This is a genomic window from Streptomyces sp. NPDC030809 (genome assembly GCF_055572195.1).
Genome location: NZ_JBVIDV010000011.1, coordinates 51,862 through 73,585, shown reverse-complemented (window position 1 = coordinate 73,585; position 21,724 = coordinate 51,862). Strand labels below are relative to the sequence as shown.

At 72.7% G+C, this 21,724-nt stretch carries 16 protein-coding genes, 1 tRNA gene, 1 pseudogene and 1 riboswitch; of the genes and pseudogenes, 3 read left to right on the top strand and 15 right to left on the bottom strand.

Annotated elements, in window-relative coordinates:
* Positions 1–32: 32 nt before the first annotated feature.
* The 4 genes from ACZ407_RS16660 to ACZ407_RS16645 all read right to left on the bottom strand — a co-directional run bounded on the left by ACZ407_RS16660 (position 33) and on the right by ACZ407_RS16645 (position 5,183).
* A complete protein-coding gene (locus ACZ407_RS16660) occupies positions 33–1,634 on the bottom strand; it encodes a M4 family metallopeptidase (RefSeq protein ID WP_468128808.1) in 1,602 nt (533 codons plus the stop codon).
* Between the two features lie 145 nt (positions 1,635–1,779).
* Entirely contained in the window at positions 1,780–2,760 is a 981-nt protein-coding gene (locus ACZ407_RS16655) for a LysR family transcriptional regulator (protein WP_468128807.1), read from the bottom strand.
* A gap of 218 nt (positions 2,761–2,978) precedes the next feature.
* Complete coding sequence (locus ACZ407_RS16650; protein ID WP_468128806.1) at positions 2,979–4,766, bottom strand: ATP-binding SpoIIE family protein phosphatase; 1,788 nt, start codon at positions 4,764–4,766, stop codon at positions 2,979–2,981.
* A 340-nt stretch (positions 4,767–5,106) separates the two neighbouring features.
* Positions 5,107–5,183, bottom strand: a tRNA-Pro gene (locus tag ACZ407_RS16645).
* 134 nt (positions 5,184–5,317) lie between these two features.
* Here ACZ407_RS16645 and ACZ407_RS16640 point away from each other — a divergent pair.
* Positions 5,318–6,022 carry a transketolase gene (locus ACZ407_RS16640; RefSeq protein ID WP_468128805.1) on the top strand — a complete coding sequence of 235 codons (705 nt, stop codon included), beginning with the start codon at positions 5,318–5,320 and terminating at the stop codon, positions 6,020–6,022.
* 70 nt (positions 6,023–6,092) lie between these two features.
* Positions 6,093–6,998: a transketolase family protein gene (locus ACZ407_RS16635; RefSeq protein WP_468128804.1), complete on the top strand. Its 906-nt coding sequence runs from the start codon at positions 6,093–6,095 to the stop codon at positions 6,996–6,998.
* 67 nt (positions 6,999–7,065) lie between these two features.
* Here ACZ407_RS16635 and ACZ407_RS16630 read toward each other — a convergent pair whose 3' ends face one another.
* The 8 genes from ACZ407_RS16630 to ACZ407_RS16595 form a co-directional block, all read right to left on the bottom strand.
* Positions 7,066–7,656, bottom strand: a complete 591-nt coding sequence (locus ACZ407_RS16630) for a GAF domain-containing protein (protein WP_468128803.1) — start codon at positions 7,654–7,656, stop codon at positions 7,066–7,068.
* Positions 7,653–8,276, bottom strand: a complete 624-nt coding sequence (locus ACZ407_RS16625) for a GTP-binding protein (RefSeq protein ID WP_468128935.1) — start codon at positions 8,274–8,276, stop codon at positions 7,653–7,655. Before ACZ407_RS16625 ends, ACZ407_RS16630 begins: the two co-directional genes overlap by 4 nt.
* A complete protein-coding gene (locus tag ACZ407_RS16620; RefSeq protein WP_468128934.1) occupies positions 8,254–8,619 on the bottom strand; it encodes a DUF742 domain-containing protein in 366 nt (121 codons plus the stop codon). Before ACZ407_RS16620 ends, ACZ407_RS16625 begins: the two co-directional genes overlap by 23 nt.
* 23 nt (positions 8,620–8,642) lie before the next feature.
* Complete coding sequence (locus ACZ407_RS16615) at positions 8,643–9,074, bottom strand: roadblock/LC7 domain-containing protein (protein WP_468128802.1); 432 nt, start codon at positions 9,072–9,074, stop codon at positions 8,643–8,645.
* A 73-nt stretch (positions 9,075–9,147) separates the two neighbouring features.
* Entirely contained in the window at positions 9,148–10,749 is a 1,602-nt protein-coding gene (locus tag ACZ407_RS16610; RefSeq protein WP_468128801.1) for a sensor histidine kinase, read from the bottom strand.
* A 1,373-nt stretch (positions 10,750–12,122) separates the two neighbouring features.
* Positions 12,123–13,427, bottom strand: a complete 1,305-nt coding sequence (locus ACZ407_RS16605) for an MBL fold metallo-hydrolase (RefSeq protein WP_468128800.1) — start codon at positions 13,425–13,427, stop codon at positions 12,123–12,125.
* A 243-nt stretch (positions 13,428–13,670) separates the two neighbouring features.
* Positions 13,671–14,477: an SGNH/GDSL hydrolase family protein gene (locus tag ACZ407_RS16600; protein WP_468128799.1), complete on the bottom strand. Its 807-nt coding sequence runs from the start codon at positions 14,475–14,477 to the stop codon at positions 13,671–13,673.
* 314 nt (positions 14,478–14,791) lie between these two features.
* On the bottom strand, positions 14,792–15,793 hold the full coding sequence (locus ACZ407_RS16595; protein WP_468128798.1) for a M23 family metallopeptidase: 1,002 nt from the start codon (positions 15,791–15,793) through the stop codon (positions 14,792–14,794).
* A 2-nt stretch (positions 15,794–15,795) separates the two neighbouring features.
* A riboswitch (cyclic di-AMP (ydaO/yuaA leader) is annotated at positions 15,796–15,959 on the bottom strand.
* A gap of 330 nt (positions 15,960–16,289) precedes the next feature.
* Here ACZ407_RS16595 and ACZ407_RS16590 point away from each other — a divergent pair.
* Positions 16,290–17,081, top strand: a pseudogene (locus tag ACZ407_RS16590) (tyrosine-protein phosphatase); the annotation flags it as partial.
* A gap of 181 nt (positions 17,082–17,262) precedes the next feature.
* On the opposite strand, the gene ACZ407_RS16585 reads toward ACZ407_RS16590, so the two are convergent.
* From ACZ407_RS16585 to hpnH, 3 genes are all read right to left on the bottom strand, one after another.
* The gene (locus tag ACZ407_RS16585; protein ID WP_468128797.1) at positions 17,263–18,786 is read right to left on the bottom strand and encodes an aspartate aminotransferase family protein; all 1,524 of its coding nucleotides are present in this window, start codon (positions 18,784–18,786) and stop codon (positions 17,263–17,265) included.
* Complete coding sequence (locus ACZ407_RS16580) at positions 18,783–20,627, bottom strand: 1-deoxy-D-xylulose-5-phosphate synthase (RefSeq protein WP_468128796.1); 1,845 nt, start codon at positions 20,625–20,627, stop codon at positions 18,783–18,785. Before ACZ407_RS16580 ends, ACZ407_RS16585 begins: the two co-directional genes overlap by 4 nt.
* A gap of 73 nt (positions 20,628–20,700) precedes the next feature.
* On the bottom strand, positions 20,701–21,723 hold the full coding sequence (gene hpnH, locus ACZ407_RS16575) for an adenosyl-hopene transferase HpnH (protein ID WP_468128795.1): 1,023 nt from the start codon (positions 21,721–21,723) through the stop codon (positions 20,701–20,703).
* Position 21,724: the final 1 nt, after the last annotated feature.

Sequence of the window (21,724 nt, the reverse complement as noted above, 5' to 3'; positions counted from 1 at the left end):
GGACCCCGCGGATCGGGCGGTGAGCAGGTGCGTCAGGAGACGTTGACCGCGCTCCAGGCCGCCGCCACGGTGGCGTACTCGGGGCCGGTGGCACCGTAGAGGTCCTTCGCCGCGTTCAGGGTCGCGAGACGGGCGCCCTTGTAGTCCGTGGTGGAGGTCATGTAGACGGTCAGCGCCCGGTACCAGATGGCGGAGGCCTTCTGATTGCCGATGCCGGTGACGGTGGAGCCGTTGTACGTGGGGCTGTTGTACGTGATGCCGTTGATGGTCTTGGCGCCGCTGCCCTCGCTGGCGAGGTAGAACCAGTGGTTGCCGACGCCCGAGGAGTTGTGCACGTCGAGCCGGCCGACGGACTTCGACCAGTAGTCGGCGGAACGGCCGTCGAGGGACGGCTTGTCGAAGCGTCGCAGCCACGGCGGGGTGGACTGGTCGCTGAAGAGGTAGTCGGGGGTGTCGATCGGGTTGTTGGCGTACCACTCGACCATCGTGCCGAGGATGTCGCTGGTGGCCTCGTTCAGGCCGCCGGACTCGCCGCTGTAGCGCAGGTTGGCGGTGGCCGAGGTGACGCCGTGGGTCATCTCGTGGCCCATGGTGTCGAGGTCCACCTGCTCGGGGTCGGTGACGCCGTCGCCGTCGCCGGTCATCATGCAGAAGCAGGTGTCCGACCACTGGGCGTTGTCCCAGTTGGTGCCGACGTGGACGAACACGGTGGCGCCGCGGCCGTCGTTCTTGATGCCGTTGCGGCCGAAGGTGCTCTTGTAGTAGTCGTACGTCTTCGCGGTGTTGACGTGGGCGTCGACGGCGGCGGTGGCGCGGTCGAGGGAGAACTTCCGGCCGTCGCCCCAGATGTTGTCGGCGTCGGTGAACAGCGTGCCCGAGGAACTGTTCAGGGACGAGGAAGAGACGTTGCGCGCGTCCTTGGTGATGTGCTTGCGGGTGGGGTCGATCAGGGCGAAGGTGCCGTCGGCCTGCTGGGTGGTGTCGATGGTGACGTCACCGGTGTACTCGGAGTGGCCGGTGCCGGTCGCCTCGCGCTCGGCGTCGTAGTTCTCGATCGCTGCGCCGGTGGTGGCGTCGGTGACGAACACCTCGCCGTGCGGCTGTCCCTTGTCGCCCAGGCCCTGCACCGTGGTGCGCCAGGCCAGGCGAGGGGTGCCGTCGGCCGCCCACACGATCAGCTCGGGGGTGGACTTGGCGTTGCCGACCAGTCCCTGCGAGCGCTTCAGGGCTCCGGCCGCGGCGCCCTTGGCGTCGACCGCGGGAGCGACGGACTTGGGCGCCACCTTGTGGGCCCTGGCACGGCTGGACCCCTTGAGCGAGCCGTCGGCCTTCTGGTGGACGACGAAGTCTCCGCCGACGACGGGGAGGCCCTGGTAGGTGCGCTCGAAGCGGACGTGCCGGGTGCCGTCGGCGTCGATCACGACGTCCTTGACGTGGAGCGTCTGGCCCGCTCCGAATCCGAAGGTGTCGGCGTGCCTGGTGACGTTCGCCTTGGCCTGGGATATCGCCGTGTCGCGGACGGAGGCTGCGTGCTGAACCGCATGGGGCTGCGAGTGCGCCGGTACGGCCATCACGCCTGCGGCCACGGCGCCGGCGGCGACCATCGTGGAAAGGGCAAGGAGGGGACGGGGCATGGCGGGGTGGTTCCTTCGCTCGTCGTGGGGGTGACGACGTCCTCGGACGTTGACGCGAAGTGTTCACCAGTTGGCATGTTCCTGACGTGATCCCATGTGGGATACAACTGCGGAGCTATAGGGGTGTGAGTCGCCGCCCGGCCGGTCACCCGTCCGCGCCGAGGGCGAACTCCTCGCCGCCGGCCTCCCACCAGGCCAGGTACTGCGGCCGCTGCCGCACCAACGACAGATAGCCGGCCAGCAGACGCTTGCCCACCGCCTCGACGAGCCGGGGCGGCACCGAGTCCGTGTTCCAGGCCAGCTGCAGCCGCCGGTGGAACGGGACGCCCCGAAGCGGCCGCTGCACGGTGCCCGGGGCGGGTACGTCGGCGGTCGGCCACACGCCGCAGACGGCGCGCCGGCCGGCGACCAGGAGCTGCGCCACGGACAGGTCCGGCGTCACGTGCGCGATGCGCGGAGTGAATCCCGCCGCCTGGCAGGTGCGATGGAGGTACGCGTGCACACCGCTCTCGTCGGCCTCCGGCATCGCCCACTCCTCGTCCCGCAGTTCGTGGAGGCCGACCGTCTCCTGGCGGGCCAGCGGGTGGTCCTCGGAGAGCAGGACGAAGACCGGCTCGCGCAGCAGCGTGCGCGTCGCCACCGACTCACCGACCGGAAGGGGGAAGCCGGGGAACTCGCCGAACACCGCGATGTCGCATTTCGATCGGCTCAGGGCTTTCGCCAGGGTGTGCACCGAACGGCGGGCATCGATGGTGAGCCGGTGTTCCGGGACGAGTTCGAAGAGGGCGGAGATCAGCAGCGGCACCAGGGGGCCGGCGGCTCCACCCGCCCGCAGCGGCGCGGCGGTCTCCGTGTTCGCCTCACCGGCCGCGCGCGCGTGCTCGCGCAGCCGGTCGAAGCCGACCACGAGGTCACGTGCGCAGCGCAGGACGTACTGACCGTTCTCGTTCGGCGTCACGCCCTCGGCGCTGCGGATGAAGAGCGGGCCGCCCAGCTCCTGCTCGATCCGCTTCAGCTGAGCGCTCGTGGCCGGCTGGGAGAGCTGCAGCCGTGCGGCGGCTCCGCGGATGCTGCCGGCTTCGGCGACGGTGAGCAGGACACGGAGGTGCCGGAACTCGAGGTGCATGAACATTCCCCGCTCAGGGCGGAGAGCCCCAGCACCCCCCGTGACCAGCAGAACCAGCTGCCCCGGGGGCATGGTGACCTAGAGTCCGACGGGCTTGCCGGGGCGGCAACCACGGGACGGCAAAATCTACGGGCGGACGCCGCGGCCTCACCCGGCAGCGCGCCGCAGTCGGGGCACGCCGGCGGACCGCCGTGTCCCTCGATCGGCTCCGGCAGTGCTCAGGGCAGGTTCTGCTCCGCCCAGACCACCTTGCCGGCCACGGTGCGGCACGAGCCCCACCGGCGGCACAGCATGTTGATGAGCTGGAGGCCCCGGCCGCCCTCGTCGCTGAGATCCGCGTGCTGGATCTGGGGCAGGTCCGGGCCCGTGTCCGAGACCTCCACGACCAGTCGCTCACCGCGCAGCAGCCGGAGTCGGCCGGGCCCGTTGCCGTAGCGCAGGGCGTTGCCGACGAGTTCGGAGACGACGAGCTCGCAGACGTCGGCGAGCTCCGTCAGATCCCAGGCGGCGAGCTGGTCCGTGACCAGGCCCCGGGCGACGGACGCCGCACGCCCTTCCTGCGGCAGCTGCCACTCGCGGAGGTCGGCGGGGGTGGCGGAGGCGGTCGTCGCGACGAGGACCACGGCCTCGTCGAAACGAGCGCTGTCGGCAGGGGCGCGTTCGATCAAGCCGGCGCCTTCCAGATCCTCGGGTGCCAGCCCGCGCGCCGCCGAGCGCAGTCGTTCCAACTGGTGGTCCAGGTCCGCGTGCCGGGACTTCACGAGACCATCCGTGTACATGACCAGATTGTCTCCCGCTCGGACTTCCAGCCGGACCGGATCGTACGGAATCATTCCGGCGCCGAGCGGCGCACCGACGGGCAGGTCCACGAACTCGGCGGAGCCCCGCCCGTCGACGAGCAGCGGTGGCAGGTGCCCGGCGCTGGCCAGGGTGTAGGTGGAGTCGGCCGGGTCGAAGACGGCGCAGAGGAAGGTGGCGACCTGCTCGTCCTCCAGGTCGCGCGTGGCGAGGTCGAGCCGGGCCAGGACGCGCTCCGGAGCCATGTCCAGGGTCATCAGGGTGCGGGCCACCGCCCGCAGGCGCCCCATGGTCGCGGCCGCGGGCAGGCCGTGGCCCATGACGTCGCCCACCATGAGGGCCGTACGTCCGCCGGGCAGGGCCATGACGTCGTACCAGTCCCCGCCCACACCGTGGTGGGCGGTCGAGGGCGCGTACTCGGCCTGGACGCGCAGCCCCGGGGTCACCGGCGTCGCACGCGGCAGCAGAGAGCGTTGCAGTGAGACGACGTGCTCGCGCTCGCGTCCGTACAGCCGGGCGTTGTCGATGTAAACGGCGGCCTGGGAGGCCAGGTGTTCCGCCAGTGCGAGGTCGGTGGAGGAGAAGGGTGGTCTTCCGGAGCCGCGTACGAAGTCCGCGCTGCCGAGCAGCAGTCCGCGGGCGATCAGCGGCACCGCGAGATAGCTGTGCACTCCGGCGGCACGCATCTTCGCCGCGGCGCTCTCCGTCGGCGCGACCTTGATGAAGTCGTCGTTGCGCATCCGGCTCACCATCACGGGCTTGCCCTGACGCAGGCAGTACCGGTGGAGCAACGTCTCGTGCGCGTCCTCCGTGGTCTCGCCCACCGGAGTGGGCTCCAGGGAGGACAGCTCCTCGATGGCGCACAGCGCCGTGGCCCGCATGACCGGGACGCCGGTACCCGTCCACCGGGAGCCCTCGTCGCCCCGCAGGACGCTGTCCAGGATGTCGACAGCGGCCCCGTCGGCGAAGCCGGGCACGGTGAACTCGGCCAGCTCCTGGGCGGTGCGCTCCAGGTCCAGTGTGGTGCCGATCCTGGAGCCGGCGGAGTTCAGCCAGGCGAGCCGGTCACGCGTGGTGATCCGGTCAAGGGGGACCTCGCCGGCGCTCCGGCCGAGCCGCCTGCGGGCACCGGCCGACCGGTGCGCCGCGGCCCTCCTGCCGGCCGAGGCGTGACCGGCCAGGCGCCGTCTCCCCTTGCCGTCGTTCACCGTTTCGACCTCCCGACAGGAACTCGATCCCTGTTGGTGCCCAGCATGCACCTCTTTCCGGCCGATCGGGCCGATGTCGACCGGACGGCCGGCCACGAGCTCGGCCCATCGGGTGCCACTCCCCAGCCGGCTCCAGCCGCGGCCGGAGCGCGATCGCACCGCCTGCGGCCGCGGCCCTCCGGCTCCGCCCGCGAAGAACGCCGGGTGCGAGAGGTGATCCTGACGACCCGCCCCCGGGGCTCGTGTGCGGCCGCGGCGACGGGCGACCACCCTGGCCCCGGACGCACGAAAGGCCGTCCTCCCATGGATGAGAGAACGGCCTCCGACCTGCGTTTCCGCATGGTCGGGACGACAGGATTTGAACCTGCGACCCCTTGACCCCCAGTCAAGTGCGCTACCAAGCTGCGCCACGTCCCGATGCCCGTTGACCTGGGGATTTCCCCTTGCCGAACGCGCAGGAGAACAATACCGCACTTCTCCGGGTGCTTGCGCGCACCTTTTTTCACGGGCGGGCTTGACCTCAAGTTTGATTGAGGTTGGAAGCTTGATCCATGACGCAGACGACAGCGACGCACACGACGTACGGCTACCAGGACCTCGGGCGCCTCATGGGGCTGATGACCGGGGACGAGAAGCACGGGCCGGCGGCCACCTCCACCCTCGACGCCCTCTGGGTGCTCTACGACCGGGTGCTGCGGGTGGATCCCCGGGCACCTCAGGATCCGGGACGGGACCGCTTCCTCCTCTCCAAGGGGCACGGGCCCATGGCCTATTACGCAGTACTCGCCGCGAAGGGCTTCTTCCCCGTGGACTGGCTGGAGGGGTTCGGCGGGTACGACTCGCCGCTCGGGCACCACCCCGACCGGCTCCTCGTCCCCGGCGCGGAGATCGGCAGCGGTTCGCTCGGGCACGGGCTCCCGCTCGCCGTCGGGAGCGCCCTCGGGCTGCGGGCCCAGGGCCTGGCCGAGCCCGCCGTATGGGTCCTGATCGGGGACGCCGAGCTGGACGAGGGCAGCAACCACGAGGCCCTCGCCTACGCGGGCGCCGCCGGGCTCGACCGCCTGCACACCCTCGTGATCGACAACGACTCGACCACCCACGGCTGGCGCGGCGGCATCGCCTCCCGCTTCGAGGCGGCCGGCTGGTCCGCCGCCACCGTGGACGGCCGGGACCACGACGCGCTCCACGCCGCCTTCACCGCACCGCACCCGGGGCGCCCGCACGCGGTCGTCGCCCGGGTCGAGAAGAAGCGCTGACCCGGCCGGACCCGGCCGTACAACACAGCAGAGCACAGCAGACACGCAGGAACAGGGGAGGACCAAGAACATGGACACGATGCGCGAGCGGTTCGTCGGAGTGACCTCGGAACTGCTGGACGAGGACCCGCGGCTGGCCCTGGTCCTGGCGGAGATCACCATGGACGGCTTCCGGCCCGCACAGGCCCGCCACCCCGAGCGGGTGATCAACGTCGGCATCCGGGAGCAGCTGCTCATCGGCACCGGCGGCGGCCTGGCCCTGACCGGCATGCGGCCGATCATGCACACGTTCGCCAGCTTCCTGGTGGAGCGGCCCTTCGAGCAGATCAAGCTGGACTTCGGGCACCAGGGCACGGGCGGGGTCCTGGTGAGCGCCGCCGCCTCCTACGACTGGCCGGCCGGCGGGTTCACCCACATGTCGCCCGGCGACGTGAGCCTGCTCGACACCCTCGAAGGCTGGACCGTGCACGTGCCCGGGCACCCCGACGAGGCCGAGGCCCTGCTGCGGCACGCGTACGCCGCGGGCGAGGACAAGGTGTACGTACGCCTCTCCCAGCAGTCCAACCGGGCCGCGCAGGCCGTGGACGGCTCGCGCTTCCTGACCGTGCGCGAGGGCCGGGCCGGTGTGGTCGTGGCCGTCGGCCCCCTGCTGGACAACGTCCTCGCCGCCACCGAGGGACTCGACGTGACCGTCCTGTACGCGAGCACCGTACGGCCCTTCGACGACGCGGCCGTGCGCGCCGCGGCAGCCCGCGGCACCGGCGCCGACGTGGTCCTCGTGGAGCCCTACCTCGCCGGGACCTCGACCCGGGCGGCCTCCGAAGCGCTCGTCGACGTACCGCACCGGGTGCTCGGCCTCGGCGTCGGCCGGGCGGAGCTGCGCCGCTACGGCAGCATCGACGAGCACACGGCCGCGCACGGCCTGGACGCGGCCTCCCTCCGCGACCGCATCACGGCCTTCCTCCCGAAGGCCTGACCGGCCGCCGTACGCCGGTCCCGCCCCGGGCCGGCAGACGGGCGGCGGCCGTCCGTCCCGCGACCACCTATCCGGCCGCCGCCCGCCCGTCCTTCCTTCCGTCCTCCCTCCGGCCCGTCCGCCCGTCCTCCCGCCCGTGGATGACGGCCACCAGCTCGGCCGCCAGCCCCTTGATCGTGTCCAGGCCCTCCCGCCCCCATCGCCGCGGCTCCAGGTCCACCGCGCACACCGTGCCGAGGACGAAGCCCTGCCGGTCGGTGAGCGGCGCCCCCAGGTACGACCGCACCCCGCTCTCGTCCACCACCGCGTTCGGCGCGAACCGCGGGAAGTCCCGTACGTCCTCCAGCACCAGGGCCCGCCGCCGGACCACCACATGCGGGCAGTAGCCGTGGTCACGGGCCAGCCGGCGGCCCGTGTACGCGCCCTCCGGGGCGTCCGGGCGGTGGTAGAGCCCGGCGAAGAACTGCCGTTCCTCGTCGATGAAGTTGACGGCCGCGTACGGGGTGCCGGCGGTGTCGGCGACCTTGCGGGCGAAGGCGTCGAACTCCGCATCGGCCCGCTCCCCCAGGCCCAGCTCCCGCAGCCGCCCGACGCGCGCCGGCGCCTCCCGGTCCACCGGCGTGAGCAGCAGGTGCCCGGTCGATTCGTAGTACGTCATGGAAGTACCCCCTGTTCGGAAACCGTTGCGGCCGCCAGCAGGTGCTCGACGAGGGCCGCCAGCACCCCGGTCCCCGACTCCTGCTCGCGGGCGTCGCAGGGGACGACCGGCACCCGCGCCGGCAGCCCGACCGCGTCCCGCACCTCCTCGGCCGTGTACCGGTGGCCGCCGTCGAACTCGTTGACGGCCACGATGAAGGCGGTCCCCCGCCGCTCGAAGAAGTCCACGGCCGGGAAGCAGTCCTCCAGCCGCCGCGTGTCGGCGAGCACCACCGCCCCCAGGGCCCCCGTGCTCAACTCCTCCCACAGGAACCGGAAGCGCTCCTGCCCCGGCGTCCCGAAGAGGTAGAGCACGTGCCGGGAGTCGAGGGTGATCCGCCCGAAGTCCAGCGCCACCGTCGTGGCCGCCTTCCCGGCCGCCCCGCCGGGGGCGTCCTCGGCGGCGCCCTGCGGGCTCACCAGCTCCTCCGTGCAGAGCGGCTCGATCTCGCTCACCGCTCCGACGAAGGTGGTCTTGCCGGCCCCGTACCCGCCCGCGACCAGCACCTTCAGCGTGGCGGCCGGCGGCGGGGCGCCGGGAGGCCCGGCCGCCCCCGCCTCAGAGCCGCCGGCGGAGACCATCGAGCACCGCCCGCAGCAGCGACGGATCATCGGCCGCACCCCCGGGCCCGCCGGGGAAGCACGGGGCGGTCTCCCGCACCGCCCCGCAGTCCAGCAGGTCCCCCAGCAGCACCTTGGTCACCATGGCCGGCAGCCGCAGCTGGGCCGCGATCTCCGCCACCGACACGGGCCCCGCGCAGAGCGTGAGCGCCAGCGCGTGCTCGGGCCCGAGCGGGGTCCGCGGCCGCACCCCGGTGGCCGTCATCAGCGACAGCAGGTCCAGCACCGCGCTCGGCCTGGTCCGGCCCCCGCTCGCCGTGTACGGCCGCATCAGCCGCCCCGCCGAATCGTCGAGCCAGGGCATGTCGTGCGGCGCGAGGTACGCCCTCACCGCTCCGGCGCCCCCGGAGCCACCGGCAGCCGGGGCGGCGCCGCGAGGTACGGCCGTACGCTCTTCACCAGCATCGCCATCTCGTACCCGAGCACCCCGGCGTCCGCCTCCCGGTCGGCGAGCACCGCCAGGCAGGTGCCGGAGCCGGCCGCCGAGACGAACACCAGCGCCGAATCGAGCTCGACGACCACCTGCCGCACCTCGGCCCCCTCCGCGAACCGGGCCCCGGCGCTGCGCCCCAGGGAGTACAGCCCCGAGGCCAGCGCGGCCATGTGGTCGGCGCTGTCGGCGTCGAGGCCGTGCACACAGGTGACGAGCCCGTCCGCGGTGAGCAGCACGGCACTGCGGGTGTAGGGCACTCGCTGTACCAGGCCGCTCAGCAGCCAGTCGAGATCGGACAGTTGACTGGTCGGCACTTCGCTGGCCATGAGGGTTGTGCTCCTTGCCGGTTTCACGTTCTTCGGTCATTCAGCGGTTCGTTCGTTCGTTCTTCCGGCTGCGTCAGGCCCGGTGCTCGGAATCGGCCTGCGCCTGCCCGAACCCCCGCTGGAAGGCAGCCATCAGCCCCGGATCGTGCACGGGCTGCTCCCCCTCCTCCCGCCGCACGGGAGCCGGCTCCCTGACCTGCCGTACGAGGTGCTCCTGCGCCCGCCGACGCGGCAGGGGCGGCCGCCCGGAAGCCGCGGCCGCGGAGGGAACGGGAGTGGCGGCGGACGCCGGTGCGGCCGCCGACGCGGGAGCGGCAGGCACCGCAGGCGCCGGCGAGGAGACCGGCTCCGGAGCCGGAGTGACGGCGGGTCCCGGATCCGGGACCATCACCTTGGGGTACGAGGAGGACCCGGACGCGGGGGAGCCGACCCGCACCGGCTCCAGGACGGTCCCCTCCAAAGGAGCACTGCCGTCCGCCTGCTGCCCCTGCACCTCCCCGAGCAACTCCTGCGGCAGCACGAGCACCGCCAGCACTCCCCCGTAGATGTTGGACTTCAACTCCACGGCGATACCGTGCCGCCGGGCCAGCGCCGAGACGACGAACAGCCCGATCCGCCCGTCCTGGAGCAGCCTGCGCACACTGACCTGATCGGGGTCGGCCAGCAACGCGTTCATCCGGTGCTGCTCCTCGGCGGGCATGCCCAGACCGCGGTCCTCCACCTCGATGGCGATGCCCGCGGTGACCCGCTCGGCACGCAGCACCACATCGGTGTCGGGCGCGGAGAACACCGTGGCGTTCTCGACGAGTTCGGCCAGCAGGTGCACCACATCGGCGACCGCGTGCCCGCGTACGGAGCCGCCGGCCGGCGGGACCACCTTCACCCGCGTGTACTGCTCCACCTCGGCCACCGAGGACCGCAGTACCTCGCTCACGTCGATCGGCCGGGTCCACTGCCGCCGCGAGGCCGCGCCGCCGAGAACGGCCAGGTTCTCGGCGTGCCGGCGGATCCGGGTGGCCAGATGGTCCACGTGGAAGAGCTCCTTGAGCAGGTCGGGGTCCTCCACCACGTCCTCCAGCCCGTCCAGCAACTGGATCTCGCGGTGCACGAGCGACTGCAGCCGGCGCGCGAGGTTCACGAACACCTCGACCTTCTGCTCACTGTCCGTCGGAGCGCCGGGCACCGCACTGCGCACCAGCACCGCATGCGCCTGGTCCCGCGCCAGCCTCAACTCCTGCGACAGCAGGTCGAATTCGTCCCCGCCCCCGCCGACCGGCCCGCTGCGCCGCGGCGGCAGGGCCTCCCCCCGCTCCAGCCGCTCGGCCGCGGCCCGCAGCTCCTGCCGGCCCCGCGCACTCGACCGCCGCAGGGCCTCGCACCGCTCCTGCACCGTACGGGCCCCCCGCTGCGCCCCGAGCACCGCGGCCCCGAGCGCCGCCCCGAACAGCAGCCCGCACCCGGCCAGCACCGGCCACAACCGCGCGTCGGCGGGCTCCGCACCGCCGAGCTGAAGCGTGAAGATCACCGCGGCCGCCCCACTGAGCCCGGCCGCCAGCGCGGGCAGCACGGCCGCCCGCACCAGCTGACCACGCAGCCGGTGGCGGGAACGGGGCCGCCCGCGCCGCCCGCCCTCTCGGCGGTCGGCACGCGCCGCGGGTGCGCGGAGTCCGGACATCGACGCCCTCGTTACGTGCGGCGCGGGGCCGCCTGACCCCGCGTTGATCACCACCCCACGCTAGCCCGCGCCCCGCCGGGCCCGCCCGCGCCTTCCCCCCACTTCCCGCGACGGAAGGACCCCTCGCACGACAGCCCGATTCCCCTCCCCCGGCCCCCCTTCCCCGCGGGTGCGCCTGCGGCGGGCGGGGCGTTTCGTGCCCGGCTGCCCGCGGTGGGGCTGTCCCGCGCTCCGCGCGGCTGCGCCTGTGCCGGGGGGCTTTAGTGTCCGGCCGGCCGCCGGTGGGCTGTCCCCGCGCTCCGCGCGGGGGGGGGGTGTTCTCCCACCCGCACCACCCGTACAAGGCATCCAGATGCTGAGGCACTGGTGGGGGGCCCGGGCACGTTGGCGGCCCACCCGCCGTGCAGGTGCGCCCGTGCCGGGCGGGGCTTTCGGGTCCGGCTGACCGCCGGTGGGGCTGCCCCCGCGCTGCGCGCGGGGGTGTTCTCCCACCCGCACCACCCGTACAAGGCATCCAGATGCTGGGGCACTGGTGGGGGGCTGGGGGACGTTGGCGGCCAGCCCGCCGTGGTTCGATACGGCGATCGGACCGCCGTTCGGGCAGCGGAATGCGGTTCTGCCGAACGCAATTGACGTCAGGCACGAACCTGCCCGCGCCGAGGCTGATCACAGGCCGCAGGCGCCGACCGGCACGGGGCGCATAGCGGTAGTGGGCGGCTTGTGTCCAACCACAAGCCACCCGGCGGCCGCCGACCGGCATTAGGCGCGTAGCGATCGGTGGCGGTCTATGTTCGGCCACGAGCCGACCGACAGCCGCCGCCCGGGATCAGGCGTGTAGCGATCGTGGGCGGCCTCTGCCCGGCCAGGAGCCACCCGGCGACCGCCGTCCGGGATGGGGCACGTAGCGATCGTGGGCGGGTCTTTCGCCCGTGAGGGCGAGCCCCGGACATGACCCTGCCTGGCTTCCCGGACCCCGCCGGTGGGCATCGCCGTCCCCGTGACCGGCTTTCCCTCCGGGGGGTGCTCGCAAGTCTGGGGACTGACGGCACGGCGGCCGGAGTCAAGGGTGGCCCGAAGGGCCATCGCGCAGCGACGCGACCGAAGGGAGCGCCCTTGACACCGGCCGCCGGGACGGCCGGACCATCAGACATGCGAGCACCCCCCGGAGCCCCCCACAACACCGCCCCACCCCAAACCCCGCAAGGCCACACCCCGCACCACAAACCCAACCCCGCCCAGCACCGGACCCCGCACGGTGAGACCCCGCGTCACTCTGGGGGGCGGTGGGCAGACGCTGCCCCGCAGCAACAAGGCCAGGGGGGAAAAGAAGCGCACCAAAGGCGGATCAGCCGCAACCGACCCCGCCCCCAGACCTACACCTCCACCGCCACCTGCCCCGTCCCCGCCTCCGGCTCCGCCGTCGGCCCCGCCTGCCCCCGCGCCTCGTTCTCCTCTTCCGCCTCCGGCACCTCCGGCACCGGCTCCGCCTCCGCCGCCCCCCGGTACGGGCTCCACCGCTCCCACTCGAAGCCGGGGGCCGCGATGGCCCGCCACCAAGGGTCCGCGGGCACCGTTCCCGCCGGTTCGAAGGGCTCGCCCGGGGTCGGGGCGGCCACGGACTGGCCGGCCTTGCGGGCGGCCAGCAGGGTGCGCTCGGCGGGGTCGCTCCACGGGTGCGGGGCCAGGTTGAACGTGCCCCAGTGGATCGGCAGCAGCACCCCGTGCGGCCGGCCGCCCTGGAGGTCGAGGTGGGCGCGGAGACCCTCGTCGGGGGTCATGTGGATGTCCGGCCACGGGCCCGGGTCGGGGCGGGAGTCCTCGAGGTTCCTGGGCGCGTACTCGCTGTACGCGCCGATCTGGATCATGGTGACGTCGAAGGGGCCGTGTTCGGCACCGATGTCCTTGAAGCCGGGGAAGTAGCCCGTGTCGCCGCTGTGGTAGATGCGGTGCCGGTCGCCCGCGACCACCCAGGAGGCCCACAGGGTGTGCTGCTGGTTGCGCAGTCCGCGGCCGCAGAAGTGGCGGGCCGGGGTCGCGGTGAGGGACAGGCCCTCGATCTTCGTGGTCTCGTTCCAGTCCAGCTCGCGGATCCGGTCCTCCGGCACGCCCCAGTGCTCCAGGTGCGCGCCCACCCCGAGGGGCACGGCGAAGACGGTGTCGGTGCCGGCGAGCTCCCGGATGGTGGGCAGGTCGAGGTGGTCGTAGTGGTCGTGGGAGATGACGATCACGTCCACGGCCCCGAGCGAGGTCAGCGGCACCGGTACGGGGTGCAGCCGCTTCGGGCCGGCGAACGGGAACGGAGAGCACCGCTCTCCCCACACCGGGTCGAAGAGCACCCGCTTGCCGTCGATCTCGGCCAGCACACTGCTGTGCCCCATCCACGTGATCCGCAGGCCCGAGGCCGGCGGCCGGGACAGGTCCTTCAGCGTGGTCGGATGCACCGGAATGGGGGCGGCGGGCGCCCGGCGTACACGCTCTTCCTTCCGGAAGTAGACCTTCGCGAACTCCAGCATCGACCCGGAGGGCCGGTGCCGGGCGCCCAGCGGGTTCTGGAACACGCCGTCGGCGAAGTTCGGCGAACGGCGGATCCGCTCCATCCGGGCGCCGACCGGGTCCGCGCCGAAGGCGGCCGGGCGCTTCGCACGCAGCTGGGATCGCAGGTGTCGGGAGCCGGACAAGGCGCCTCCTGAGGCGGTGGGGGCTGGACGTACCACTGTTCTGCCCTTCCCAACGCACACCCGGCACGAAGGATTCCGCAGAACCTCACGGAACCCACCGGCGCCTCAGCGCACCCGAGCCCGCACCCGAGTCGCAGCCCCGGCCCGAACCCACCGACCCCGACCCCGACCCCGAGCCCTGCCCCCAGCCCACCCGAGCCCGAATCACCGGACCCGCCCCGCCCCGCCCCGCCTCGCCTCGCCCTACAACGGCAGCAGATCCGGCCGCTTGGCCTCCACGTGGTCCCCGGAGGACTCCCCCCGCAGCCGGCGCCCGATCCACGGTACGAGGTACTCCCGCGCCCACTGGATGTTGTCGCGGGTGACCTCGGCCGAGCCGCGCGGCTGCTGGGGCGGCCACGGCTGGTCGGGGTCGGCCGGCACCTCCAGGCCGAGCACCTGGGCCGCGCGCAGCGCCACCCGGGTGTGGCCCTCCGGGGAGAGGTGCAGCCGGTCGTCGTCCCAGGCCCGCCGGTCCTGGACCGACTTCAGGGACCAGAGGTCGAGCACGGGGCAGTCGTAGCGGTCCGCGATGGCCCGTACGTGTGCGCTGTACGTGGCCACCTTCCCCCGGATGTGCCGCAGGACCGGCACCCCGCGCGTGTCGAAACCGGTCGTGATCATCACGGTGCCGACGGCCCCGGTCAGGTCGGCGACGGCCGCCTCGAAGCGCTCGGCCACGTCGTCGGGGTCGCTCCCGGGCCGGATGATGTCGTTCCCGCCCGCGCAGAAGGTGACGAGTTCGGGGGCGAGCTCCTTGGCCCGGGGCACCTGCTCGGCCACGATCTGGTCCAGCAGCCTGCCGCGCACCGCCAGGTTCGCGTAGCGGAAGTCGTGTTCCTCGCGCCGGTCGGCGAGCAGCACGGCGAGCCGGTCGGCCCAGCCCACGAAGGTGTCGTCCGGTCCGGGGTCGCCGACCCCTTCGGTGAAGCTGTCGCCGAGTGCCACGTACGAACCGATGGGGGTCACGGGCCCGGGCCCTGCTGAGAGAAATGTCGAATCGCCTGCCACGGGAGCACATCTTTCCCCGCGCGATGTGACCTACGCGACCGTAGGAAGGGGTTGACGCGGGGTGATCTATACCACCCGGTCAGTTTCGGCCATTCGGAACGAGTCAGGAATACCGCGGGAATACCGCACGAAGACAGCAGCCCCACCCGTCCCCGAGGCACCCCCGACGCAACCCGGAGGCACCCCCGACGGAGCCCCGACACACCCCCGGCGCGCCCGGCGCAGACCCGGCGCAGCCGCAACCCGGCCGGGGCCGGAATCCCCCTCGGATCCCGGCCCCGGCCGCCGACGCCCGCCGCGGACGGCGGACGGGGTCAGATGCTCACGCCCTGCGAACGCAGGTAGGCGAGCGGATCGACGTCCTGGCCGTAGGACGGCCCGGTGCGGATCTCGAAGTGCAGGTGCGGGCCGGTCGAGTTGCCGGTGGAGCCGGACAGTCCGATGGAGTCGCCCGCTCCGACGGTCTGCCCCGCGGAGACGTTGAGGGAGGACAGGTGGGCGTACTGCGAGTAGTGCCCGTCCGCGTGCCGGATGATCACCTCATTGCCGTACGCGCCCGCCCAGCCGGCGGAGACCACGGTGCCGGCGCCGACGGCGTGCACGGTGGTGCCGAGGCCCACGGAGAAGTCGACCCCGGTGTGGTACCCGCTGGACCACATGCTGCCGCCCAGGCGGTACGAGGTGGAGATCGAGGCGGTCACGGGGGCGACGAACCCGGCGGCGGAGGCCGAGGAGGCACCCGCCCCGGAGGAAGCGGCCGACGCGGCGGAAGAGGAAGAAGAAGCGGAAGCAGAAGAGGAGGCGGAGGAGGCAGAAGAAGCGGAGCCGGTCGCCGCGGACGCCGTCCGCTCGGCCCGCTTCACCGGCTGCCGCTTGGCGCGCGAGGCGTGCTGCTCGCCCTCGCCCCGGTGCTCGCCCTTGCCGCCGAGGGTCAGCTTCAGACCCGGGTGGATGAGGGAGGGGTCGGAGCCGACGGCCGTCCGGTTGTCCTCGTACAGCCGCTGCCAGCCGCCCTGCACGTGGTGCTCCGCGGCGATCTCGGAGAGGCAGTCCCCCGCGGCCACGGTGTACGTGGCCCGCGCCGCGGCCGGAGCGGCGGCCGGAGCGGCGACCCGAGCCGCGACCTGGGCCCCGGCCGGCACGACGGCGTTGGCAACGGCCGGTGCGGCAGCCGGCGCGGCCGCCTGCTCCGCGGCGTGGGCGCCGGTGGCCCCCATGAGAGGCAGCGCGAGGGCCGCGCCGCCCGTGCCGGCGGCGACGAAACCGCGGGTGATCGGGCTGGCCTTCGGGCGGCGGTGCTTACCCTTTCCGGGCATGGCGAATTCCTCTCCGGCGCCTGCGAGGTGAGCTGTCGGGTTCGGGCTGGAGATGCCCGGCCGTACGGATACGGCTTCACCCCTAGCTGCTCCGGGAGAAAGATCCGGAACGGCGGCCTACCTGGTTCCCCCGCTCCTGCCGCACGCAATTGGTCGGTTGCGGTATCCGGGCGGCGGCAGGATTCGGCTTTCCACCCGGCTCGGCGGTGAACGTAATCCAGCGCGGAGGGAGGGAACAAGTCATGAATTCCCCAAAGGAATGGGGAAGCTGAATGATCGCCGGAATTCCGGTCACTGTCCGTCTATTGCATCCGCGTAACAGCCCTCCCCACAACGGCTTTCGATGCACGGCCGCCGCCACGCACGGTCACCGTATGATCCTGCTCACGGGCCCGCCGCACACCGATCACACCCTCTGCACATCTCCCCCGCTATTACGGTAACTTGACGCCAAGTAGTGCAATTCGGACACACCCCCGAGCCGCCAGGAGTCCACGTGACCCAGCACATACCGAACGAGCCGATACTGGCCGGAGTCCGCAACTTCCGTGACGTAGGCGGCCTTCCGACCACGGACGGACGTCAGGTACGTACAGGGCATCTCTTCCGAAGCGGACATCTGGCGCATGCCACCGAAACGGACATCGAGTACCTCAACTCGCTCGGACTCCACACCGTCTTCGACTTCCGCAACGCGGGGGACCAGGCCCAGGAGGGTGCGGACGTCGCCCTCGACGGCGTGCGCAACGTCAACATCCCGCTGTCCGACCCGGCCTACGGGGGCAAGTTCTGGCAGATGGTCCGCGAGGGCGGCCTCGGGCACCTCCGCGAGGTCCTGGGCGAGGGCCGCGCGGAAGAGCGCATGCGCACGTCCTACGCGAAGCTGATCAGGGAGCGGACCGCGGAGCACAGCCGGGTGCTGCACGCGATCGCCGAGGACAGCGTGCCGGTCCTCATGCACTGCGCGGCGGGCAAGGACCGGGCGGGGCTTTCCGTCGCCGTGACCCTGCTCGCCCTGGGGGTCGAGCGCGAGGCCATCGTCACGGACTACCTGGAGTCGAACGCGCCGCACCACCGCTACCGCGTCCAGCGCAGCGAGCAGGCCGAGGGCGCCCGCTCCCCCGAGGTGATGGCCCTGCTGAGCCCCCTCTTCGAGGCGCGGACCGACTACCTGGACGCGGCCTTCGCGGCGATCGAGGAGACCTGGGGCGGGGTGGACCCGTACCTCGCGGAGGGCCTCGGACTCGGCCCGGCGACCCTGGAGCGCCTGCGCACCCGCCTCCTGGAGCCGTCCTCGCCTTCCGGCCCGCCCGCACCGGCCGCGTCATCCGCCCCGCCCGCACCGGCCGCGTCATCCGCACCGCCCGCACCGATCGCGTCGCCCGCCCCCTCCACCCCGGAAGCCTGAGAGCGGGCCCCCGCCCCCGGCCCGAGTGACCACTCGGCGCGCCGGGGGCCCGCCCCACGGCTCAGCGGTTCGCGACGGCCTGCTTGACCAGCGTCCGGCCGAACTCCCACATCAGCCCGCCGCCCGCATGGGCCTCGTCCATGACCTCCCGGAAGGCCGTGACGAACCGGTCCACGTCCTTCTCGTCCACGACCAGCGGCGGAATCAGCTTGATCACTTCCAGGTGGTCCCCGGACACCTGGGTGAGGATCCGGTGCTTCTGCAGCAGCGGGACGACGACCATCTGCGCGAAGAGCCCCTTGCGGGCCGCCTGCAGCATGGTCCACCGGCTGCGCAGGCCCAGCGACGAGGGCCGGCCGAACTCGATGCCGACCATCAGCCCGCGCCCGCGCACCGCGTGCAGCAGCTCGTACTCGTCCACCATCGCCGCCAGCCGGCCGCGCAGCAGGTCCCCGGTGGCCCGGGCCCGGGCCACGATGCCCTCGTCCTCCATCACCGCGAGCACGGCCAGCCCGGCGGCCATGGCCTGGGCGTTGGAGCCGAAGCTCGCGGAGTGCACGAGGACGCGGTCCATGGACGAGTAGACCTTCTTGAAGATCCAGTCCTTGCCGAGGGTCGCACCCACCGGCACGTACCCCCCGGAGAGCGCCTTCGCCACGCACACGAGGTCCGGCTCCACCCCCTCCTCGTGCTGGTACGCGTAGAAGTCCCCGGTGCGGCCGAGCCCGGTCTGCACCTCGTCCGCGATGAGCAGCGCCTTGTGCCGGTGCAGCAGCTCCTGGGCGGCGCGCAGGAACCCGGGCGGGGCCTCGTGCACGCCCTTGCCCTGGATCGGTTCGACCACGAAGGCCGCCACGTCCCCGCGGCGCAGCTCGCGCTCCAGCGCTCCGAGGTCGCCGAGCGGGATCTGCGTGTCGGGGAGGAGGGGGGCGAAGCCCTCCCGGAAGCCGTTCTCCCCGTTGACCGACAGGGAGCCGGTGGTCAGGCCGTGGAAGGCGTGGGCGCAGTACAGGATCCTGGTGCGGCCGGTGGCGTAGCGGGCGAACTTCAGGGCGGTCTCGACGGCTTCGGTGCCGCTGTTGCCGAAGAACACCCGGTCCAGGTGCGGGCTGTGGGCGAGCAGCCGTTCGGCGAGCAGGCCGGGCAGGGGCTGGCAGTCGAAACGGGTCAGGTCGGCCAGCGAGGCGTCGAGCACGTCGTGCAGGGCCTTGCGGACCACCGGGTGGTGGCGGCCCAGCCCCATCACCCCGAAGCCGGCGAGCATGTCGAGGTAGTCGTTGCCCTCGGCGTCCCAGAAGTGGGCGCCTTCGGCCCGTACGTAGACCTTGTCGAAGCCGATGGTGTGCAGCATGCGCGGCAGCTGGTGGTTGAGGTGGCGGGCGTGCAGCTCGTACCGTTCGGCCCCGCGCTCGGCCAGCAGCCTCCCGAGGTCGAACCCGCCCGGCCGCTCCGCCCGCCCGGCCCCCTGCCCTCCCTCCTTCCCGCCGGCGCGCCCGGCACGGTCCGCGTGTTCCACGCGCTCCGCGTGCTCGGCGGGCGCCGCGTGTTCCACGCGCTCCGCGTGCTCTTCTGCGTGGCTGCTCATCCCGGTGACTCCCAGTCCTCCGTGGCTCCTCCCGTCAGGGCCGAGCCGATCGCCCCGGCGATCTCCACCGGGGTCAGGCCGATGTCCGCGAGCACCTCGCTCCGCTTGGCGTGGGCGAGGAAGCGCTCGGGGATCCCGAAAGTGCGCAGCGGTACGTCGTTCCCGGCGTCGCGCAGGGCCTGCCCGACCGCCCATCCGACCCCGCCCGTACGGCTGTTGTCCTCGACGACCGCGACCAGGCGGTGCCGGGCGGCGAGCGGGGCCAGGGCCGGGTCCAGGGGTTTGACCCAGCGGGGGTCCACCACGGTGGTCCCGATGCCCCGTTCGGCCAGCAGTGCGGCGGCGCCGAGGCAGACGGGGGCGAGGACCCCGGCGGACACCAGCAGCACGTCCGCCGGGGCGCCGGCCCGGGGCTCGGCGCCGCCCCAGCGCAGGACGTCCATCCCGCCGACCCGGCCGACGGCGGGCAGCGGCTCCCCGGCCGCCTCCTTCGGGAAGCGCAGGACGGTGGGGGCGTCGGCCACGGCGAGGGCCTCGCGGAGCTGGGCGCGCAGTTCGGCCGGGTCGCGCGGGGCGGCGATGCGCAGGCCGGGGACGACCTGGAGCAGGGACAGGTCCCACATGCCGTGGTGGGAGGGGCCGTCCACGCCGGTGATGCCCGCCCGGTCCAGGACGAAGGTGACCCCGCAGCGGTGCAGGGCCGCGTCCATGAGCACCTGGTCGAAGGCGCGGTTGAGGAAGGTGGCGTAGACGGCGACCACGGGGTGCAGGCCGCCGGTGGCGAGGCCGGCGGCGGAGGTGACGGCGTGCTGCTCGGCGATGCCCACGTCCCAGACCCGGTCGGGAAAGCACCGGGCGAACTCGGTGAACCCGACCGGGTGCAGCATGGCGGCGGTGACGGCGACCACGTCGGGGCGCTCGGCACCGATGCGGGCGAGTTCGGCGCCGAACACGTCGGTCCAGGAGAGGCCGGGCGGCGGACCGAGGGGTTCTCCGGTGAAGGGGTCCACGACTCCGACGGTGTGGAAGCGGTCGGCCTCGTGGGCGAGCGCGGGCGGGCAGCCGCGGCCCTTCTCCGTCAGGCAGTGGACGAGGACCGGCCCGGGGTGGCGGGCGGCCCGGTGCAGGGCCTCCTCGACGGCGCCGACCTCGTGGCCGTCGACGGGGCCGATGTACGCGATGCCCAGGGCCTCGAACAGGCCGGGGCCGGCGACCGTGTCCGCCCCGGGCCCGGACCCGGACCCTGCACCGGCCCCCGAAGCACTCCGTGCCCTGAGGTGTGCCGCGAGCCCGCCGACGGTGGGCAGGTAGGAGCGCCCGTTGTCGTTGAGGACGATGACGACCGGGCGGTCCCGGGCGGCCGAGATGTTGTTGAGGGCCTCCCAGGCCATGCCCCCGGTCAGGGCCCCGTCGCCGGTGACGGCCACGACGTGGCCGCCCAGGCCGCGGACCTGCCGGGCCTTGGCCAGGCCGTCGGCCCAGCCGAGGACGGTCGAGGCGTGCGAGTTCTCGACAAGGTCGTGCTCGGACTCCTCGCGGGCCGGATATCCGGAAAGGCCTCCCTTGCCGCGGAGTTTGGAGAAGTCCTGGCGTCCGGTCAGGATTTTGTGCACGTAACTCTGATGACCGGTGTCCCAGAGAATTCGGTCGGCCGGGGAATCGAAGACCCGGTGCAGGGCGATGGTGAGCTCCACCACCCCGAGATTGGGTCCGAGATGGCCTCCGGTCCTGGCCACGGAGTGGATGAGGAATTCCCTGATCTCTCCGGCGAGTTCCGCGAGCCGCTCCCCGGGGACCGCTTTCAGATCGCGCGGTCCCCGGATTCCTTCCAGGATCGACATACCGGTCCCCCTTGCTGGCGCTGGCTGCCGGGTCTTGCGGGGCGGGACGGGGCGGGCGGGGCGGCCGCCCGTTTCAGTCGCGGTTGCCCGTGACCGTCTCCCGGGCCGCTCGGATCGACTCCTTGAGGGAGCCCATCGTGGCGAGGACGGCGGTGGGCTCGTAGCCGCAGTGCGCCATGCAGTTGGCGCAGCGCGGGTCCTTGCCGCGGCCGTACTTGTCCCAGTCGGTCTCCTCGACGAGCTCGCGGTACGTGGGCACGTAGCCGTCGCTCATCAGGTAGCAGGGCCGCTGCCAGCCGAAGAGGGAGTAGTTCGGGATGGCCCAGGCGGTGCACGGGAAGTCCGCCTTGCCCTCCAGGAAGTCCAGGAAGAGCGGCGAGTGGTTGAGCCGCCAGCGGCGCCGGTTGCCGCCGGCGAAGGCCTTCCTGAAGAGCTCCCGGGTCTGCTCCACGCCGAGGAAGTGCTCCTGGTCGGGCGCCTTTTCGTAGGCGTAGGCGGGCGAGATCATCATCTCGTCCACCTTCAGGTCGTCGTTGAGGAAGTTCAGCACCTCGATGACGGTCTGGGGGGTGTCGGTGTTGAAGAAGGTCGAGTTGGTGGTGACCCGGAAGCCGCGCCGCTGGGCCTCCTTGATGGCGGCCACCGCCTCGTCGAAGACGCCTTCCTTGGCGACCGACTCGTCGTGGCGTTCGCGCAGGCCGTCGATGTGCACGGCGAAGGCGAAGTAGGGCGAGGGGGTGAAGTTCTCGATCTTCTTGCGGAGCAGCAGGGCGTTCGTGCACAGGAAGACGTACTTCCGCCTCGCCACGAGCTGCCGCACGATCTCGTCGATCTGCGGGTGCATCAACGGTTCGCCGCCCGCGATCGAGACCATCGGCGCACCGGACTCCAGTACGGCGCCCACCGCCTGCGCCACCGGCATGCGCTGCTTCAGCACCCCGGCCGGGTGCTGGATCTTGCCGCAGCCCTCGCACTTCAGGTTGCACGCGTAGAGCGGTTCCAGCTCGACGATGAGCGGGAACTTGTCGCGCTTGCGGAGCTTCTGTTCGAAGAGATAGGTCCCGACCCTGATGGACTGTCGCAGCGGCATGGCCATC

Excerpts from the sequence above, each read along its gene's own strand:
- ACZ407_RS16630 (WP_468128803.1), bottom strand. The coding sequence starts at position 7,656 with ATGACGTACTACGAATCGACCGGGCACCTGCTGCTCACGCCGGTGGAC.
- ACZ407_RS16625 (WP_468128935.1), bottom strand. The coding sequence starts at position 8,276 with ATGGTCTCCGCCGGCGGCTCTGAGGCGGGGGCGGCCGGGCCTCCCGGC.
- ACZ407_RS16580 (WP_468128796.1), bottom strand. The coding sequence starts at position 20,627 with ATGTCGATCCTGGAAGGAATCCGGGGACCGCGCGATCTGAAAGCGGTC.
- ACZ407_RS16615 (WP_468128802.1), bottom strand. The coding sequence starts at position 9,074 with ATGGCCAGCGAAGTGCCGACCAGTCAACTGTCCGATCTCGACTGGCTG.
- ACZ407_RS16620 (WP_468128934.1), bottom strand. The coding sequence starts at position 8,619 with ATGCCCTGGCTCGACGATTCGGCGGGGCGGCTGATGCGGCCGTACACG.
- ACZ407_RS16610 (WP_468128801.1), bottom strand. The coding sequence starts at position 10,749 with ATGTCCGGACTCCGCGCACCCGCGGCGCGTGCCGACCGCCGAGAGGGC.
- ACZ407_RS16635 (WP_468128804.1), top strand. The coding sequence starts at position 6,093 with ATGGACACGATGCGCGAGCGGTTCGTCGGAGTGACCTCGGAACTGCTG.
- ACZ407_RS16660 (WP_468128808.1), bottom strand. The coding sequence starts at position 1,634 with ATGCCCCGTCCCCTCCTTGCCCTTTCCACGATGGTCGCCGCCGGCGCC.
- ACZ407_RS16595 (WP_468128798.1), bottom strand. The coding sequence starts at position 15,793 with ATGCCCGGAAAGGGTAAGCACCGCCGCCCGAAGGCCAGCCCGATCACC.
- ACZ407_RS16655 (WP_468128807.1), bottom strand. The coding sequence starts at position 2,760 with ATGCACCTCGAGTTCCGGCACCTCCGTGTCCTGCTCACCGTCGCCGAA.
- ACZ407_RS16640 (WP_468128805.1), top strand. The coding sequence starts at position 5,318 with ATGACGCAGACGACAGCGACGCACACGACGTACGGCTACCAGGACCTC.
- ACZ407_RS16585 (WP_468128797.1), bottom strand. The coding sequence starts at position 18,786 with ATGAGCAGCCACGCAGAAGAGCACGCGGAGCGCGTGGAACACGCGGCG.
- hpnH (WP_468128795.1), bottom strand. The coding sequence starts at position 21,723 with ATGGCCATGCCGCTGCGACAGTCCATCAGGGTCGGGACCTATCTCTTC.